We start from the raw sequence: 14,762 nt of genomic DNA on the forward strand, positions 1-14,762 counted from the left end.
CCCGCCTGCCGGCTGGCAGGTAATCAAAATAATAGAAGATGAATCCTTCTCAAGTTTTAATAAAACCGATTTTAACCGAAAAAGCAAACGCACAGCAGGAAAAACTGCGCCGCTACGCATTTAAGGTAGATAAAAGATCAAACAAGTTGGAGATTAAAAAAGCTATTGAAACATTTTACGGAGTAACCGTAACTGATGTGAACACAGTAGTGGCTCCGGCAAAAAATAAAACCCGCTACACAAAGGCAGGTTTCATCAAAGGCCGCAAACCTTCTTACAAAAAGGCGTATGTGACCGTAGCGGAAGGTGAGGAAATTGATCTGTACGCAAATATGTAATCATTTCTTCATAGCTTATAGTTCACAGCAATGAACTATGAACTATAAACCATGAACCAAAAAAGAAAGGCAAACAACCGCCGCGAAGTGTTGCAATAAAAAATTGAATAGACGAAAAAATGGCAGTAAAGAAATTTAAACCGATGACAGCCGGAACCCGTTGGAGAATCGGGAACGCTTACGCTGAAATTACTACTAACCAGCCCGAAAAGAGCTTGTTGGAGCCTAAAAAAAGCACTGGCGGTCGTAACTCTTCTGGCCACCTTACCATGAGGTACAGAGGCGGCGGGCACAAAAAGAAATATCGTATTGTAGATTTTAAGAGAGACAAACGTGATATCGAGGCGACTGTAGTATCAATCGAATACGATCCAAACCGTACCGCATTTATTGCTTTACTTGAGTACACCGACGGAGAAAAGCGTTATATCATTGCGCCTCAGGGCCTGGCCGTGGGAGCGAAGATTATCAGCGGCGACGCTGTTGCGCCTGAAATCGGAAATGCATTGAAGTTGAAAAACATGCCTTTGGGTACCAATGTTCACAACATTGAGCTTAACCCGAACCAGGGCGGTAAAATGTCTCGCAGCGCCGGTGCTTCTGCGCAGCTGACGAACAAAGAAGAAAAATATGCGATCTTAAAAATGCCTTCCGGCGAGTTGAGAAAAGTATTGATCAACTGCTACGCAACTGTTGGTGTGGTAAGCAACAGCGACCACAGCCTGCAAAGCATGGGTAAAGCCGGTAGAAACAGATGGAAAGGTATCAAGCCAAGAAACCGTGGTGTGGCGATGAACCCAGTAGATCACCCAATGGGTGGTGGTGAAGGCCGCGCATCAGGAGGTCAGCCTCGCAGCAGAAATGGCCAGTACTCAAGAGGTTTGAAAACAAGAACCAAAGGCAAAGGCAGCGATAAGTTAATCATCCAGCGTAAAAACGGAAAGAAACTGTCTAAATAAGCACTAATCTAAAATCAGAAATTAGAAATTAAGATATGGCTCGTTCAATTAAAAAAGGTCCTTATGTAGCTACTCACTTAGAGAAAAAAGTGTTAGCCATCAATGAGGGAAAAAATAAAAAATCGGTGATTAAAACCTGGAGCCGCCGCTCTACAATTACTCCTGATTTTGTAGGCCACACATTTGCAGTACACAACGGTAACAAATTCATTCCGGTTTATGTAACTGAATTTATGGTAGGCCATAAGCTAGGTGAGTTTGCGCCAACACGCCAGTTCAAAGGTCACGCTGGTGGTAAATAAAAATAATTAGTTCAAAAGAATTACCGGAGTTGAAGAGTGCGACGCAACACAGTTGATAGTACTTCCAAAGCCGGGTCAATAAAATAAAAATGGAAGCAGTAGCAAAACTTAGAAATTATCCAACATCGCCCCGTAAAATGAGGCTGCTCGCAGATCTTATTCGCGGACAAAGGGTTGATTTGGTATTGGCTGAATTGGAGCACAATCCAAAGCATCCTGCAGTGCCTCTTCGTAAGCTTGTATTAAATGCTATCAACAACTGGAAACAGGCGAATGAGGATGGTGATGAAACAGGGTTAGTTGTAAAAACAATTTATGTTGACGGTGGCAGAACGTTGAAGCGTATGCGTCCGGCGCCTCAGGGCCGTGGATACCGCGTGCGCAAGCGCAGCAACCACGTGACGCTGATTGTGGATGTAAAAGCTGAGCAAAAAGCTCCCAAAAAAGCAAAAGCTGCAACTAAAAAAGCTGCCGCTCCTAAAAAGACAAAAGAAACTAAAAACGCATAACCAATAAACATGGGTCAAAAAGCAAATCCAATTGGTAACAGGTTAGGTATCATCCGCGGATGGGAATCTAATTGGTACGGAAGCAAAAGAGATTTCGCTTCTAAGTTAATCGAAGACAATAAGATCAGAACTTACCTGAATGCCCGGATCAACAAGGGTGGTATTTCTAAAATTGTTATCGAAAGAACGTTAGGGAAATTAATCATCACTATCCATACATCTAAACCAGGAATTATCATTGGTAAAGGTGGCGGAGAGGTTGACCGTATCAAAGAAGAGTTGAAGAAACTTACCGGCAACGACGATGTGCAGATCAATATTCTTGAGATCCGTCGCCCTGAAACCGATGCGATGATCGTTGGCGACACTATTGCCCGTCAAATTGAAAACCGTATCAACTTCAAACGCGCTACCAAAATGGCAATTGCCTCTGCGTTGCGCATGGGAGCTGAAGGTATCAAGGTGAAATTGAGCGGTCGTTTAAATGGTGCGGAAATCGCGCGTAGCGAAGAGTTCAAACAAGGCCGTGTTCCACTTCATACTTTCCGTATGGATATCGATTATGCGAACGTTTTTGCTCAAACCGTATATGGTAAAATCGGTATTAAAGTTTGGATCTGTAAAGGTGAAGTATTGGCGAAGAGAGATTTGAATCCAAATATCATTGCCGGCAACGACAAAGCTATCGGTGGTGGCGATCGCAGAGACCGTCGCGACGACAGGAGAGGAGACCGCCGTGGTGCAAGAGACAGAAAAAATTAAAAAGTATTGAGTATTGGGTATTAAGTATTGAGAACGGGCGATTAATCAAGATCTGTAATCTAAATACTAAGTACTAAAATCTAAATTATATGTTACAACCGAAGAGAACAAAGCACAGGAAAATGCAAAAAGGTCGCATGAAAGGCGACGCTAAAAGAGGTACTACTATATCTTTTGGTTCCTATGCTTTAAAAGCATTAGACTCTCATTGGATTACCGACCGTCAGATCGAAGCAGCCCGTCAGGCGCTGACGCGTAGCATGAAAAGGGAAGGTAATGTATGGATTCGTATTTTCCCCGACAAGCCAATTACCAATAAGCCAGCCGAGGTTCGTATGGGTAAAGGTAAGGGTAACCTCGAGTATTGGGCAGCTGTGGTTCAACCAGGCCGTATCATATTCGAAGTGGATGGTGTAAGCGAAGAAGTAGCGCGCAGGGCTTTGCAATTGGCTTCAGGCAAGTTGCCCATCAAAACCAAGTTCACGATGCGCAGAGATTTGATCACAAACTAATTCGACACTCTCAAATATAAAGTCATGTCAAAAAAGAAAGAATTTTTAGATAGCGTAAAAGGGTTAAGTGCAGAAGATTTGAAAGTGCAGTTAGAGCAGGCAAAACAAAGGTTGAAAAAACTTGAGTTTGCCCACGCGATCACTCCGCTCGAGAACCCCATGTCTATTCGCAGCCTGCGTCAGGACATTGCACGGATTCAAACCCTGATCACCCAGAAAAAAGAGGTGGAGCAAGCATAAGATATTTTGATGTAACCACATCAAAACTATAAGTCAAACGGCAAATTATTTAAAATGTCTGAAAGAAATTTAAGAAAAACAAGAATAGGCGTTGTTACCAGCAATAAGATGGAAAAAACCATAACTGTTGCTATTGAAAGAAAAATCAAACACCCTATCTACGGTAAGTTTTTGAAAAAGACCTCCAAGTTTCATGCACACGATGAGAAAAACGAGTGCAGCATCGGAGATACCGTAAGAATTATGGAAACCCGCCCGCTGAGCAAGTTGAAGCGTTGGAGGCTGGTTGAAGTTGTAGAAAAAGTAAAATAATATTAGAATTTAGTATTTAGATATTAGTATTGAGACTTTTATCCTAAAATACACTACTAAACTTTAGTAAAATATTGTAAAAGCAGATGATTTTGGAAAAAGAGGTCGTAATCTAATATCTAAAATCTGACATCTAAAATCTAAAAAATGATTCAGCAAGAAAGCAGGTTAAATGTAGCAGACAACAGCGGCGCGAAGGAAGTTCTTTGTATTCGTGTTTTGGGGAACAGCGGCCAGCGTTATGCAAGAATCGGCGATAAAATTGTAGTGACCGTGAAGGATGCAATGCCTGCAGGCGGTATTAAAAAAGGTACAGTGGCAAAAGCCGTAATCGTACGCACTACCAACAAATTGCGCCGTAAAGATGGTTCTTACATCAGGTTTGATGACAATGCAGTTGTGATTTTGAATGCTGCTGACGAACCAAGAGGTACGCGTATTTTCGGCCCGGTAGCGAGAGAGCTTCGCGATAAAGGCTACATGAAAATCGTGTCGTTGGCTCCCGAAGTACTATAAAAAAAGAAGCTATTGGCTGTAAGCCTTACGCTAAAGTAGAATAACAATGTTTGAAAAGCCTGCAAGCTTACCGCTTAGGGCAAAAAGCAAAATAAAATGAGCAACAGATTTAAACCCAAGTACAACATTAAAAAAGGCGACCAGGTGGTTGTGATTACTGGTGCAGATAAAGACAGAACCAAACCACGCCTTGTGAAAGAAGTGCTGGTGGAAGAAGGCAAAATTCTGGTGGAAGGTGTCAACATCAAAACCCGCCACACGAAGCCGTCTGCGCAAAATACCAAAGGCGGTATTTTGAAAAGCGAAGCGCCTATCAATATCAGCAATGTAATGTTGTGGGATGCAAAAGCTAAAGCGCCTTCGAAAGTAAAACGCGAGCGCGATAACGGCAAAACCGTTCGTGTATTCAAAAAATCGGGTGAAAAAATTTAATCCCTGTCTGCCGAAAGGCGGGTTTTAAAAGATTAAAAACAACAAAAGATCATGAGCACAAATACATATACTCCAAGGTTGGCAACAAAATATAAGAGCGAAGTAGCGCCTGCTTTGGTTAAGAAGTTTGCTTACAAAAGCGTAATGCAGGCTCCCAAGCTTGAAAAAATTTGCGTAAACCGTGGCGTAAACGGTGCTGTTACCGATAAAAAACTGGTGGATATTGCAGTAGACGAGCTGACAACCATCACCGGTCAGAAAGCGGTGATAACACAGTCTAAAAAAGATATCTCCAACTTCAAACTCCGTAAAAGCATGCCGATCGGAGCAAGGGTAACTTTGCGCGGCGAAAAAATGTACGAGTTTTTAGACAGGCTGATCTCTGTTGCTTTACCCCGCGTTCGCGATTTCAAAGGCATCAACGAAAAATCTTTCGACGGCCGCGGTAACTACACAATGGGTGTTACCGAGCAAATCATCTTCCCTGAAATAGATATCGACAAAGTGAACAAGATCACAGGGATGGATATCACTTTCGTAACCACTGCTCAAACCGACGAAGAGGCTTACGAACTGTTGAAAGAGCTGGGTATGCCTTTCAAAAATATTAAAAGAACCGCTGAATAATTAATAAAACTGAATAATACAAAATGGCAAAAACTTCAATAAAAGCCCGTCAGCTAAAAAGAGAAAAATTAGTTGAACAATATGCGGCCAAAAGAGAAGAATTAAAAAAAGCCGGTGATTATGCCGCTTTAGATAAGCTTCCCAAGAACTCATCTAAAGTTCGTCTTAAAAACCGCTGCCAGCTTACAGGCCGTCCTAAAGGTTATGTACGTTACTTTGGTATTTCCAGGGTTGCTTTAAGAGACATGGCTTTAAACGGAAAAATTCCCGGGCTTAAGAAGGCTAGCTGGTAATTTAAATATCGAGGGTGCCTGGCACGCTTCGTATTTAACTCAAAAATAAATAATTAAAAATCTACAACCTGCCTGTCGGCAGACAGGTCTTAAAAATAGATTATGGTAACAGATCCAATAGCAGATTTCTTAACAAGAATACGCAATGCACAAATGGCCGGTCACCGTGTGGTTGACATTCCTGCTTCTAACCTTAAAAAACGTATGACAGAGATCCTTTACAAACAAGGATATATCCTGAAATACAAATTTGAGGAAGATAACAAGCAAGGCGTTATTAAAATAGCTTTGAAATACGACGCGGATACAAAGCAGCCTGCTATCCAAAGCCTGGAAAGAGTGAGCCGCCCCGGTCTTCGCCAATATGCAAAACCAACAGACATCCGCAGGGTGAAAAATGGTTTAGGCGTAGCTATTCTTTCAACTTCTAAAGGTGTATTGACCGACAAAGAAGCAAAAGCGCAAAACGTAGGCGGCGAAGTACTTTGCTACATCTACTAAATCGGGCCGAGCGCTGTCAACACATTAAGCCGGGCCTATGTAGGCTGATCGATTGACAGTAAGAAATATTAAATTGATAAATTTTAAACGACAAGCAAAATGTCACGTATAGGTAAAAAGGTAATAAATGTTCCCGAAGGTGTAACGGTTCAGGTGGGTAACGACAATGTTGTTACTGTGAAAGGAAAAAAAGGCGAACTGAAACAATTTGTAAACCCTGCTATCAAAGTAGAGGTGAAAGACAATCAGGTTACTTTAACACGCTCAACCGATCAAATTCAACATCGTGCGCAACACGGTTTATACCGCGCGCTGCTGGCAAATTTGGTGCAGGGTGTAGCCGACGGATTTGAAAAGAAAATGGAACTGGTAGGGGTAGGTTACAAAGCCACCAACCAGGGCAATGTGCTGGATCTTTCTTTAGGATATTCTCATAATATCATCGTGGAAGTTCCAAAAGAACTAAGCGTGGCTACCGAGCAGTTAAAAGGTCAAAACCCCATCATCACCATCTCAGGAAGCGACAAGCAACTGGTGGGTGCGGTTTGTGCGAAAATTCGCAGCCTTCGCAAGCCAGAGCCTTACAAAGGAAAAGGTGTTCGTTTTGTAGGTGAAGTGGTAAGGAAGAAAGCTGGTAAATCTGCAGGTAAATAAGAATTAAGTTAACAGTTTAAAAGGCGAAGCTTTCAAAGCGATACGCTTTTAAACATTCAACATATTAACGCAAGTCCTGGCAGCATCAGGATAAAACATAAAAAGATGTCAAACGCAAAATCATTAAGAAGGCTAAAGATCCGCCATTCGATCCGCAAAAAAGTTAGCGGTACTTCTCAAAAACCAAGATTGGCGATATTTCGCAGTAACACTGATATTTACGCGCAGCTGATCGACGACAGCACAGGCGTAACAATCGCTGCGGCTTCTTCAAAAGATAAAGATATTCAGGCGCAAAGCGGCACAAAAACAGATAAGAGCAAATTAGTGGGTGCTGCTATCGCCCGCAAAGCCGGAGATCTGAAAGTAACTCAGGTGATCTTCGATCGCGGTGGATATTTGTACCATGGCCGCGTGAAAGCGGTTGCAGAAGGTGCGAGAGAAGGCGGCCTTCAATTTTAATCAACACTATAATTCTAAATAGAAATAATGTCAACAGTTACGTACAACAAAGTAAAAGCAAACGATCTTGAGTTAAAAGACAAGGTGGTAGCTATTAACCGTGTGGTAAAAACCACAAAAGGTGGCCGTGCTTTTAGTTTTTCAGCTTTAGTAGTAGTAGGCGATGGTAACGGAGTAGTGGGTCATGGCCTGGGCAAAGCAAAAGAAGTTCAGGAAGCTATTACAAAGGGAATTGAGGATGCTAAAAAGAACCTGATTAAGGTTCCTATTTTGAAAGGCACTATTCCTCACGATCAGTGGTGCAAAGAGGGAGCAGCAAAGGTAATGATTTTACCAGCTACACCCGGTACCGGAGTAATCGCCGGAGGATCAATGCGTGCGGTATTAGAAGCAGCTGGCGTACATGACGTATTAGCAAAATCTTTAGGATCAGCCAACCCTCACAACGTGGTTAAAGCTACCTTTAAAGCATTAGCTATGTTGCGTGAGCCGGTATCGATCGCAAAAACGCGCAACCTGGGCTTAAAGAAAGTATTTCAGGGATAGGCCTTCCCCAAACCCCTCCAAAAGAGGGGCTTAAAAAACGCCTTAAAAATATTATTTAATAAAGATTTTAAAAAAGACCCTCCCCCTTTGGGGGAGTAAGGAGGGGGCCATGAAAAAGGTAAAAATAACATTGGTAAAAAGTCCTATCGATCGTCCGCAGCGGCAGAAGCTTACCCTGCAGGCATTAGGCTTAAACAAAACCAACAGCAGCAAAGAAGTTGAAGCTTCACCACAAGTGCTTGGTATGATCCGCAAGGTAGAGCACATGCTGAAGGTGGAAGAAATTTAATTTTTTGATCACGAATGTAGAATTTGAGGTGTAAGTGTTATACATTTGCATCCCTAATTCTACATTTATTTTTTATAAAAAGCGAGCCTCCGCTTTGAGGCGTAAGTAAAAAGAAAGCAAAACAATGAAATTACATGAATTAAGACCGGCAAAAGGGTCAACGCACAAGGAAAAAAGAATTGGTCGTGGTGAAGGTAGCGGTTACGGTGGAACTTCTACAAAAGGTAACAAAGGTGGACAAAGCCGCGCCGGTTACAAAAGCAAAATGGCTCACGAAGGTGGTCAGATGCCTATTCAGCGCCGTGTGCCAAAAAGAGGATTTAAAAATCCTGGAAAGATCACTTATAAAGTGTTCAATGTAGGCCAGTTCGATCATTATGCTGAAGTGTACGGTCTGAACGATTTTACTTTCGACAGCCTTTATGAAATAGGCGCTGTTGCCAAAACCGATAAAGTAAAGATTTTGGGAACCGGCGAATTGAAAGGAAAGTTCAGCTTTAAAGTTCATGCCATCAGCGAAAAAGCAAAGTCTTTGATCGAAGCTGCCGGAGGAACAGTTGAAATTTTGAAATAATTTATATAAGCTACGTGACGCGCTTCGGGTGCGTCATTTAGCTTTCAACAACTGTTTTATTGAGATGCAACTTCTTCGAAGTTCCTCTTGACCCCTATCTATAAAATATTCAAGAGAAATCAGGTGAAAAAATTTATAAAAACATTAAAGAATATTTGGAGCATTGAAGAGTTAAGAAGTAAAATTCTTTTCACATTATTGCTTGTGGCCGTCTACCGGGTGGGCGCGCATATTACGCTTCCCGGCATCAACCCAATAGCTCTGGAGCAATTAAGCAAATCACAAACGCAAAATGGTATCCTCGATCTGATCAATACCTTTGCCGGCGGCGCCTTTAACATGGCGTCTATTTTTGCTTTGGGGATTATGCCTTATATCACCGCCTCTATCTTCGTGCAGTTGATGACGGTGTTGGTGCCTTCTTTTCAGAAAATGCAAAAAGAGGGAGAAAGCGGGCGAAAAAAAATCAACCAGATTACACGTTATATCACGATTGCCGTAACCTTTGTGCAGGCTTTCGCTTATGTGGCCTACCTGCGTCAAACTTCTGGCGGCGCGATTATCCCCGGATACGGCGCTACCTATTTCACATTAACAACCGTTGTGGTGTTAACCGCTGGAACGATGTTCGTTATGTGGCTGGGTGAAAAAATTACTGATAAAGGCTTAGGTAACGGTGTATCACTTTTGATCATGATTGGTATCCTTGCCCGCCTGCCGCAATCATTTGCGCAGGAACTGGCATATCGATCAGAACGTACGGGTACCATTTTGATTTTTATTATTGAAATTGCTTTATATATCGCCATCAACATGGGTTGTATCATGCTGATCCAGGCGGTTAGAAAAGTACCGGTAAACTACGCCAAACAAATCGTAGGCAACAGACAGTTTGGAGGCGCGCGCCAGTTTCTTCCTTTGAAGGTGAACAGCGCGGGAGTAATGCCGATCATCTTTGCACAGGCGATTTTGTTTATTCCCACACTGTTTACCCTGGGTAGCAAGGGTGGTGACCTGGGCCGTATTTTCACGGACCACACCAGTGGCTGGTATATGTTGATCTACTCTGTTGTGGTAATTGGGTTCACGTTTTTATACACAGCACTTATTTTCAATCCTAAACAAATCTCTGACAACCTTAAGCAAAATAATGGCTTCATTCCGGGCGTAAAACCCGGCCAGCCGACAACCGATTATATCGGCACGATCATGGACCGGATTACATTTCCTGGAGCGGTAATGCTTGCTTTTGTAGGCATTTTGCCTGGTATTATCCAGTTATTATTTGGAATGACACAGGGATTTGCAATGTTTTTTGGAGGGACTTCATTACTTATTATGGTAGGTGTTATCCTTGATACATTACAGCAAATTGAAACACAATTGATGATGCGCCAGTACGACGGCCTGATGAAAAGTGGCCGCGTGCAGGGAAGACAAACAGCTTCCGCGGTGCAGATTTAAAATAGATGAATTAAACAAATAAAAGCCCGGTAAAATGCCGGGTTTTTTTATGAACTTTGCAGACTATGATTATTATTAAAACAGATGCCGAGGTAGAGCTGATGCGCAAAAGCGCGCTGCTCGTTAGTCAAACCTTAAGCGAAGTGGCTAAAATGCTAAAGCCAGGCATCACAACTTCCTATCTCGACGAGTTTATTGGCGGATATATCCGTGATCATGGTGCGGTTCCTTCTTTTTTGAACTATCATGGTTACCCATTCAACTCCTGTATTTCCGTTAACGACGTGGTTGTGCACGGCTTTCCGGGAGAAGAAGAACTGAAGGATGGCGACATCGTTTCTATCGACGTGGGTGTTATACTCAACAAGTGGCACGGCGACCACGCTTATACTTTTGCTATCGGTGAAATTCCTGAGACCGCTCAGCAATTGATCCGCGTTACCAAAGAATCTTTATATAAAGGCATTGAAAAGGCCGTAGCCGGCAATCGCATCGGCGATGTGGCTTTTGCGATACAGCAGCATACCGAGAAAAAGAATGGATATGGCGTGGTAAGGGAATTGGTGGGCCACGGGTTGGGCCAGAGCATGCACGAAGATCCACAGGTACCCAATTATGGAAGAAAGGGCACCGGCATAATGCTAAAAGATCGAATGGTATTGGCTATTGAGCCGATGATAAATTTGGGAAGAAAGGAAGTGTTTACCGAAGCCGACGGCTGGACGGTTCGCACCAAAGACGGATCACCTTCTGTACATTTCGAACACGACGTATGTGTTAGAAAAAACAAGGCAGATATTTTATCGAACTATGCGCCGATTGAAGAGGCGGAACGAAAAAATGCGAACCTGTTCGTTTCTGATCAGGTTCCTGCTGGCAAATCATAAAACACAGGTATCAACTCTAAATCTCTTATAGTAATTGGTGGAGGCGCTGCGGGCTTTTTTTGCGCTGTAAACGCAGCCCGGCTTAACCCATCGTTGAAGGTTGTTATTGCCGAGCGGTCGGGCAAATTGCTTTCCAAGGTGAAAATCAGTGGCGGCGGCCGCTGCAACGTTACGCATGCCTGTTTCGATATTTCAGAGATGTCGAAGCGCTACCCGCGTGGTAACCATTTTGTAAAAAAGCTATTCCATCATTTTTCCACCACCGATACTATCGAATGGTTTAAGCAGCGCGGCGTGCAGCTCAAAACCGAAGCTGACGGGCGCATGTTTCCGGTAACAGATTCCTCACAAACAATTATTGATTGTTTACTCCGCGAAGCAGACGAATATCACGTCAAGATAAAAATGCAATGTGATATAAAAAGCATTCAGCGATCTGGGGTACATTTTACGCTTCAAACGGCTGCTGGCGAAGCTTTACAGGCCGACTATGTTTGCGTCGCCAGCGGCGGTTTTCCCAAAGCATCTATGTTCGACTGGATCTTGGCAACCGGCCATAGCATTGCGCCACCTGTACCGTCGCTGTTCACCTTTAATTTACCACAACATGCCATCACGCAGTTAATGGGCGTTTCCGTTCCGGATGCAACCGTGAAAATCAGTGGCACAAAATTGCAACAACAAGGGCCTGTGTTGATCACCCACTGGGGGCTCAGCGGGCCCTGCGTATTAAAATTGAGCGCTTATGCGGCGCGCGAACTAGCAGGCCGCAACTGGCAATTTGATATACTGGTCAATTGGTTGCCGGCATATAACGAGCAGTCGCTTAAGGAAAAAATGCTGCAATTGCGCTACGACAACGGGGCCCAACTTCTCTACGCCAAAAACTCATTTGGCCTGCCTCAAAGGTTGTGGGAATTTTTTTTAAAAGAATGTAATATCCCTGAAACCTGCCGCAGGGCTGACCTCCAGGCTAAGCCGCAAAATGAATTAGTTAAAAAGCTAACTGCTTACGCCTGTTGCGTAAAAGGTAAAACTACATTTAAAGATGAGTTTGTGACCGCCGGCGGCATCAATCTTGCCGAGGTCGACTCCGCAACTATGATGAGCCGTAAAATACCCCATCTGTTTTTTGCCGGCGAGGTTTTGGATGTTGATGGAATTACCGGCGGCTTTAATTTTCAAAACGCCTGGAGCACGGGTTGGACGGCGGCAAAAGCCATCAGTTCGCTACCGGATTAACTTCTTTGTCGATAGTCTTTACGACGGTTTTCAAAGGAGCGCGGCGCTTCTTTTTATTTCTTCTTCCCCACCAAATCAGAAAGCCGGTAATTGGTAAAGACGTGGCTACAATGCCCGCGAGAAATGTCGAAAGTTTGCCAATCCATCCCCACCACTGGCCCATATGAAGCTGCCAAACGGCGTTTTCAGTCTTTTCGTGTTGCAGATAGGGTTGCGCCACCTTAATTTGTTCGCCGGTGTAGCGATCGTAAACGGTGATGTCGGCGTTGGCGATACTCTTTAAGTTGGCATCGCCAGCGGTGAATACAAAGGCGCTCAGCTTTTGATTGTCAAAATTCCAGATGCTCACCATTTTTTTGTCAGGCTGATCTTTTTCCAAAACCTGGTAGGCAAACGCAACCATATCTTTCGATTGTTTGGTTGAATCCATTTTTGGCAGTACCTCGTCCAAATGTTCCAAAGTTCCTCCGGTCGATTTAATGGTGAAGTCCATCAGCGGATGAAAGAAGATGATCAGCCCGGTGGTACCCAATATCACGCACACGATTAGGGAATAAAATCCGTATACATTATGCAGGTCGTAGTTGAAACGCTTGAACCGCGCTTTCCATTTGATTGTAAAGCTTGCCTCGCGGGTCGCTTTATTCCATTTTTTTGGCCACCATAAAACCAAACCCGTAATACAGCTGATGACAAAAAGGATCGTCGAAATGGCCACAATCCATCCGCCGGTTTTACCCGCAAGCAACATAGCATGTAAATGCGCGGTAATATAAAAGAAATATATCGTGTTATCGACCTTTAGTATTTTTCCGCTGTAAGGGTCCACATAAACCATTGCCAACTTTCTTTTCTTCGGATTGAAAGCGCGGATGCGCATACTTCTTGCCGGATCTTTAAAAAGCACGAATTCGGAAATAGCCAGATTGGAATCATGCAAGGTCACGTTTTTGATGATCTCTTCGTGGGAGATACGTTCGGCATTTTCCGGAACGGTAACGTACTTGGCATCGCCAGCCGTGTAGTCCATAATCTCTTCGTTATACACGATGATCGTACCGGTGAGGCACACAAAAACAACAATGATCCCCGAAACGATACTGGGCCAAAGATGTATCCACGCAATGAGCCGGTTGAGCCTGGTAGCTTTCTTTTTCTTGGCGGGCTGGCTGGGGTTTATTTCAGACATCATTTGTTTTCGTATTGCGTTAGAAAATTATAGTGTAGGAGGAGCCGTCTTCGGATATAACTGTTGATATTGTTTTAATACAGCCGCAGCTGCAGCCGGTTTCCCGTTGTCCTTAAAATATTCAACGATAAAATGTAACATATATTCCGATGGTTGGAAATGGAAATTTGTCTTTTTTGAAAAAGCACTATACGATTCAGATAGTGATGCATAATTGTTCGCTATTTTCTTGAAATCTACCTGGTAACCGTCAAAAATAAATTTAAGTCCGTTGTAGGCGGCCGGCAGCGGCAACGTGCCGTGATCCTCATTTTCATAAAACTCGTAGCGTATCGCCAGGGACGGGTTGTTTATTGAATCGCAAATATTTTTGAACATTTTTATACTTTCAAAATGCGCGTCAAAAACGCCTTTCTCTTTGTTATTCGCTTGCGATACATACACTCTTGCACGACCGAAATTTGCCTTTGGTAAAGTTTGCCTTGCTTGCGACAGCATCACCTGGTGATCCCACCAAAGGCTGGGAGCGTGAATAAGATAGGCATGAAAAGCCGGTTGTCCGCGCAGCAGGTGGTAGGTCGAAAAAAGGCCGCCGAAAGAGTGGCCTGCCAATAGTTTAAATCCGCTGGTTCGGTAGGCGCTATCGATAAATCGGGTGAGCTCCTGACCGATAAAGGTGGAGAAATTTTCAGCGCCTCCGCTGTTTTGAAAAAGGATTTTTGTGCTGTCATCGGGAGCGCGCTTCGAGGCGCGCGTTGGCGTCATATCCCTAGTGCGGTCCGTATTGTCAATGCCAACAACAATCATTTCAGGCATACTTGCGTAAACTCCCTTACTTAAAAAATTGACGATTGCCGTGTAATACTCGAAAGCCATCTCACCGTCGAGCACATACAAAACCGGGTAGGAGGCAGGGGTTATTTTTGAATTGGAATAGTTCCTTGGAAGCGCCACGCGAATGCGCCGCTCTTCTTTTAAAACAGATGAGTAAAGGCAGTGCTGTTCGCCTGTAACAATTTTTTCCTGCGCTCTTGCGAACAGTTGCAGTGATAGAAAAAGAAGAAGCGTAACGATTTTCATGATTTTCTGAAACCAAACTGTTGGATCCTGGTCAGATCCAACAGTTTTCTTTAAACCCATAAACGGGTATTA

Annotated in this window: 23 protein-coding genes; 21 read left to right on the plus strand and 2 right to left on the minus strand. The window is 43.5% G+C overall.

Annotated features, from left to right (window positions below; translation table 11 throughout):
* Positions 1–38: 38 nt before the first annotated feature.
* The 21 genes from rplW (at position 39) to ABDK00_RS05110 (ending at position 12,421) form a co-directional block, all read left to right on the plus strand.
* Positions 39–338: a 50S ribosomal protein L23 gene (rplW, locus tag ABDK00_RS05010; protein ID WP_346238779.1), complete on the plus strand. Its 300-nt coding sequence runs from the start codon at positions 39–41 to the stop codon at positions 336–338.
* A 119-nt stretch (positions 339–457) separates the two neighbouring features.
* Entirely contained in the window at positions 458–1,297 is an 840-nt protein-coding gene (gene rplB / locus ABDK00_RS05015) for a 50S ribosomal protein L2 (protein WP_346238780.1), read from the plus strand.
* 35 nt (positions 1,298–1,332) lie between these two features.
* Positions 1,333–1,599 (plus strand): 30S ribosomal protein S19, encoded by a 267-nt coding sequence (rpsS, locus tag ABDK00_RS05020; RefSeq protein WP_346238781.1) that lies wholly within the window; start codon positions 1,333–1,335, stop codon positions 1,597–1,599.
* An 89-nt stretch (positions 1,600–1,688) separates the two neighbouring features.
* On the plus strand, positions 1,689–2,108 hold the full coding sequence (rplV, locus tag ABDK00_RS05025; RefSeq protein ID WP_346238782.1) for a 50S ribosomal protein L22: 420 nt from the start codon (positions 1,689–1,691) through the stop codon (positions 2,106–2,108).
* Positions 2,109–2,117: 9 nt separating this feature from the next.
* Positions 2,118–2,870, plus strand: a complete 753-nt coding sequence (gene rpsC / locus ABDK00_RS05030) for a 30S ribosomal protein S3 (RefSeq protein ID WP_346238783.1) — start codon at positions 2,118–2,120, stop codon at positions 2,868–2,870.
* Positions 2,871–2,959: 89 nt separating this feature from the next.
* Positions 2,960–3,382, plus strand: a complete 423-nt coding sequence (gene rplP / locus ABDK00_RS05035; protein WP_240826601.1) for a 50S ribosomal protein L16 — start codon at positions 2,960–2,962, stop codon at positions 3,380–3,382.
* Positions 3,383–3,406: 24 nt separating this feature from the next.
* On the plus strand, positions 3,407–3,622 hold the full coding sequence (gene rpmC / locus ABDK00_RS05040; RefSeq protein WP_346238784.1) for a 50S ribosomal protein L29: 216 nt from the start codon (positions 3,407–3,409) through the stop codon (positions 3,620–3,622).
* Between the two features lie 54 nt (positions 3,623–3,676).
* Positions 3,677–3,934 (plus strand): 30S ribosomal protein S17, encoded by a 258-nt coding sequence (rpsQ, locus tag ABDK00_RS05045; protein ID WP_346238785.1) that lies wholly within the window; start codon positions 3,677–3,679, stop codon positions 3,932–3,934.
* Between the two features lie 147 nt (positions 3,935–4,081).
* Positions 4,082–4,450, plus strand: a complete 369-nt coding sequence (gene rplN / locus ABDK00_RS05050; protein WP_346238786.1) for a 50S ribosomal protein L14 — start codon at positions 4,082–4,084, stop codon at positions 4,448–4,450.
* A 96-nt stretch (positions 4,451–4,546) separates the two neighbouring features.
* Complete coding sequence (rplX, locus tag ABDK00_RS05055) at positions 4,547–4,882, plus strand: 50S ribosomal protein L24 (RefSeq protein WP_346238787.1); 336 nt, start codon at positions 4,547–4,549, stop codon at positions 4,880–4,882.
* A 51-nt stretch (positions 4,883–4,933) separates the two neighbouring features.
* On the plus strand, positions 4,934–5,509 hold the full coding sequence (gene rplE, locus ABDK00_RS05060; RefSeq protein ID WP_346238788.1) for a 50S ribosomal protein L5: 576 nt from the start codon (positions 4,934–4,936) through the stop codon (positions 5,507–5,509).
* 23 nt (positions 5,510–5,532) lie between these two features.
* On the plus strand, positions 5,533–5,802 hold the full coding sequence (gene rpsN / locus ABDK00_RS05065) for a 30S ribosomal protein S14 (protein ID WP_346238789.1): 270 nt from the start codon (positions 5,533–5,535) through the stop codon (positions 5,800–5,802).
* 102 nt (positions 5,803–5,904) lie between these two features.
* Positions 5,905–6,303: a 30S ribosomal protein S8 gene (gene rpsH / locus ABDK00_RS05070; RefSeq protein ID WP_425474796.1), complete on the plus strand. Its 399-nt coding sequence runs from the start codon at positions 5,905–5,907 to the stop codon at positions 6,301–6,303.
* 99 nt (positions 6,304–6,402) lie between these two features.
* A complete protein-coding gene (rplF, locus tag ABDK00_RS05075; protein ID WP_346238790.1) occupies positions 6,403–6,957 on the plus strand; it encodes a 50S ribosomal protein L6 in 555 nt (184 codons plus the stop codon).
* A 105-nt stretch (positions 6,958–7,062) separates the two neighbouring features.
* Complete coding sequence (gene rplR / locus ABDK00_RS05080; RefSeq protein ID WP_346238791.1) at positions 7,063–7,419, plus strand: 50S ribosomal protein L18; 357 nt, start codon at positions 7,063–7,065, stop codon at positions 7,417–7,419.
* Positions 7,420–7,446: 27 nt separating this feature from the next.
* A complete protein-coding gene (rpsE, locus tag ABDK00_RS05085) occupies positions 7,447–7,965 on the plus strand; it encodes a 30S ribosomal protein S5 (protein ID WP_346238792.1) in 519 nt (172 codons plus the stop codon).
* 109 nt (positions 7,966–8,074) lie between these two features.
* Entirely contained in the window at positions 8,075–8,254 is a 180-nt protein-coding gene (rpmD, locus tag ABDK00_RS05090; protein ID WP_346238793.1) for a 50S ribosomal protein L30, read from the plus strand.
* Between the two features lie 124 nt (positions 8,255–8,378).
* Positions 8,379–8,828: a 50S ribosomal protein L15 gene (gene rplO / locus ABDK00_RS05095; protein ID WP_346238794.1), complete on the plus strand. Its 450-nt coding sequence runs from the start codon at positions 8,379–8,381 to the stop codon at positions 8,826–8,828.
* A 123-nt stretch (positions 8,829–8,951) separates the two neighbouring features.
* On the plus strand, positions 8,952–10,292 hold the full coding sequence (gene secY, locus ABDK00_RS05100; protein ID WP_346238795.1) for a preprotein translocase subunit SecY: 1,341 nt from the start codon (positions 8,952–8,954) through the stop codon (positions 10,290–10,292).
* Between the two features lie 65 nt (positions 10,293–10,357).
* Positions 10,358–11,179 carry a type I methionyl aminopeptidase gene (gene map, locus ABDK00_RS05105; protein ID WP_346238796.1) on the plus strand — a complete coding sequence of 274 codons (822 nt, stop codon included), beginning with the start codon at positions 10,358–10,360 and terminating at the stop codon, positions 11,177–11,179.
* Positions 11,180–11,212: 33 nt separating this feature from the next.
* Positions 11,213–12,421 (plus strand): NAD(P)/FAD-dependent oxidoreductase, encoded by a 1,209-nt coding sequence (locus tag ABDK00_RS05110; protein WP_346238972.1) that lies wholly within the window; start codon positions 11,213–11,215, stop codon positions 12,419–12,421.
* Here ABDK00_RS05110 and ABDK00_RS05115 read toward each other — a convergent pair.
* Both ABDK00_RS05115 and ABDK00_RS05120 read right to left on the minus strand, forming a co-directional pair.
* The gene (locus tag ABDK00_RS05115) at positions 12,402–13,613 is read right to left on the minus strand and encodes a PepSY-associated TM helix domain-containing protein (protein ID WP_346238797.1); all 1,212 of its coding nucleotides are present in this window, start codon (positions 13,611–13,613) and stop codon (positions 12,402–12,404) included. The two genes, ABDK00_RS05110 and ABDK00_RS05115, sit on opposite strands and share 20 nt — an antisense overlap.
* Positions 13,614–13,637: 24 nt before the next feature.
* Positions 13,638–14,750, minus strand: coding sequence for an alpha/beta hydrolase (locus tag ABDK00_RS05120; protein ID WP_346238798.1), 1,113 nt, complete (start codon positions 14,748–14,750; stop codon positions 13,638–13,640).
* Between the last annotated feature and the right edge of the window lie 12 nt (positions 14,751–14,762).

Source organism: Niabella insulisoli (assembly GCF_039652435.2).
GTDB lineage: Bacteria > Bacteroidota > Bacteroidia > Chitinophagales > Chitinophagaceae > Niabella > Niabella insulamsoli.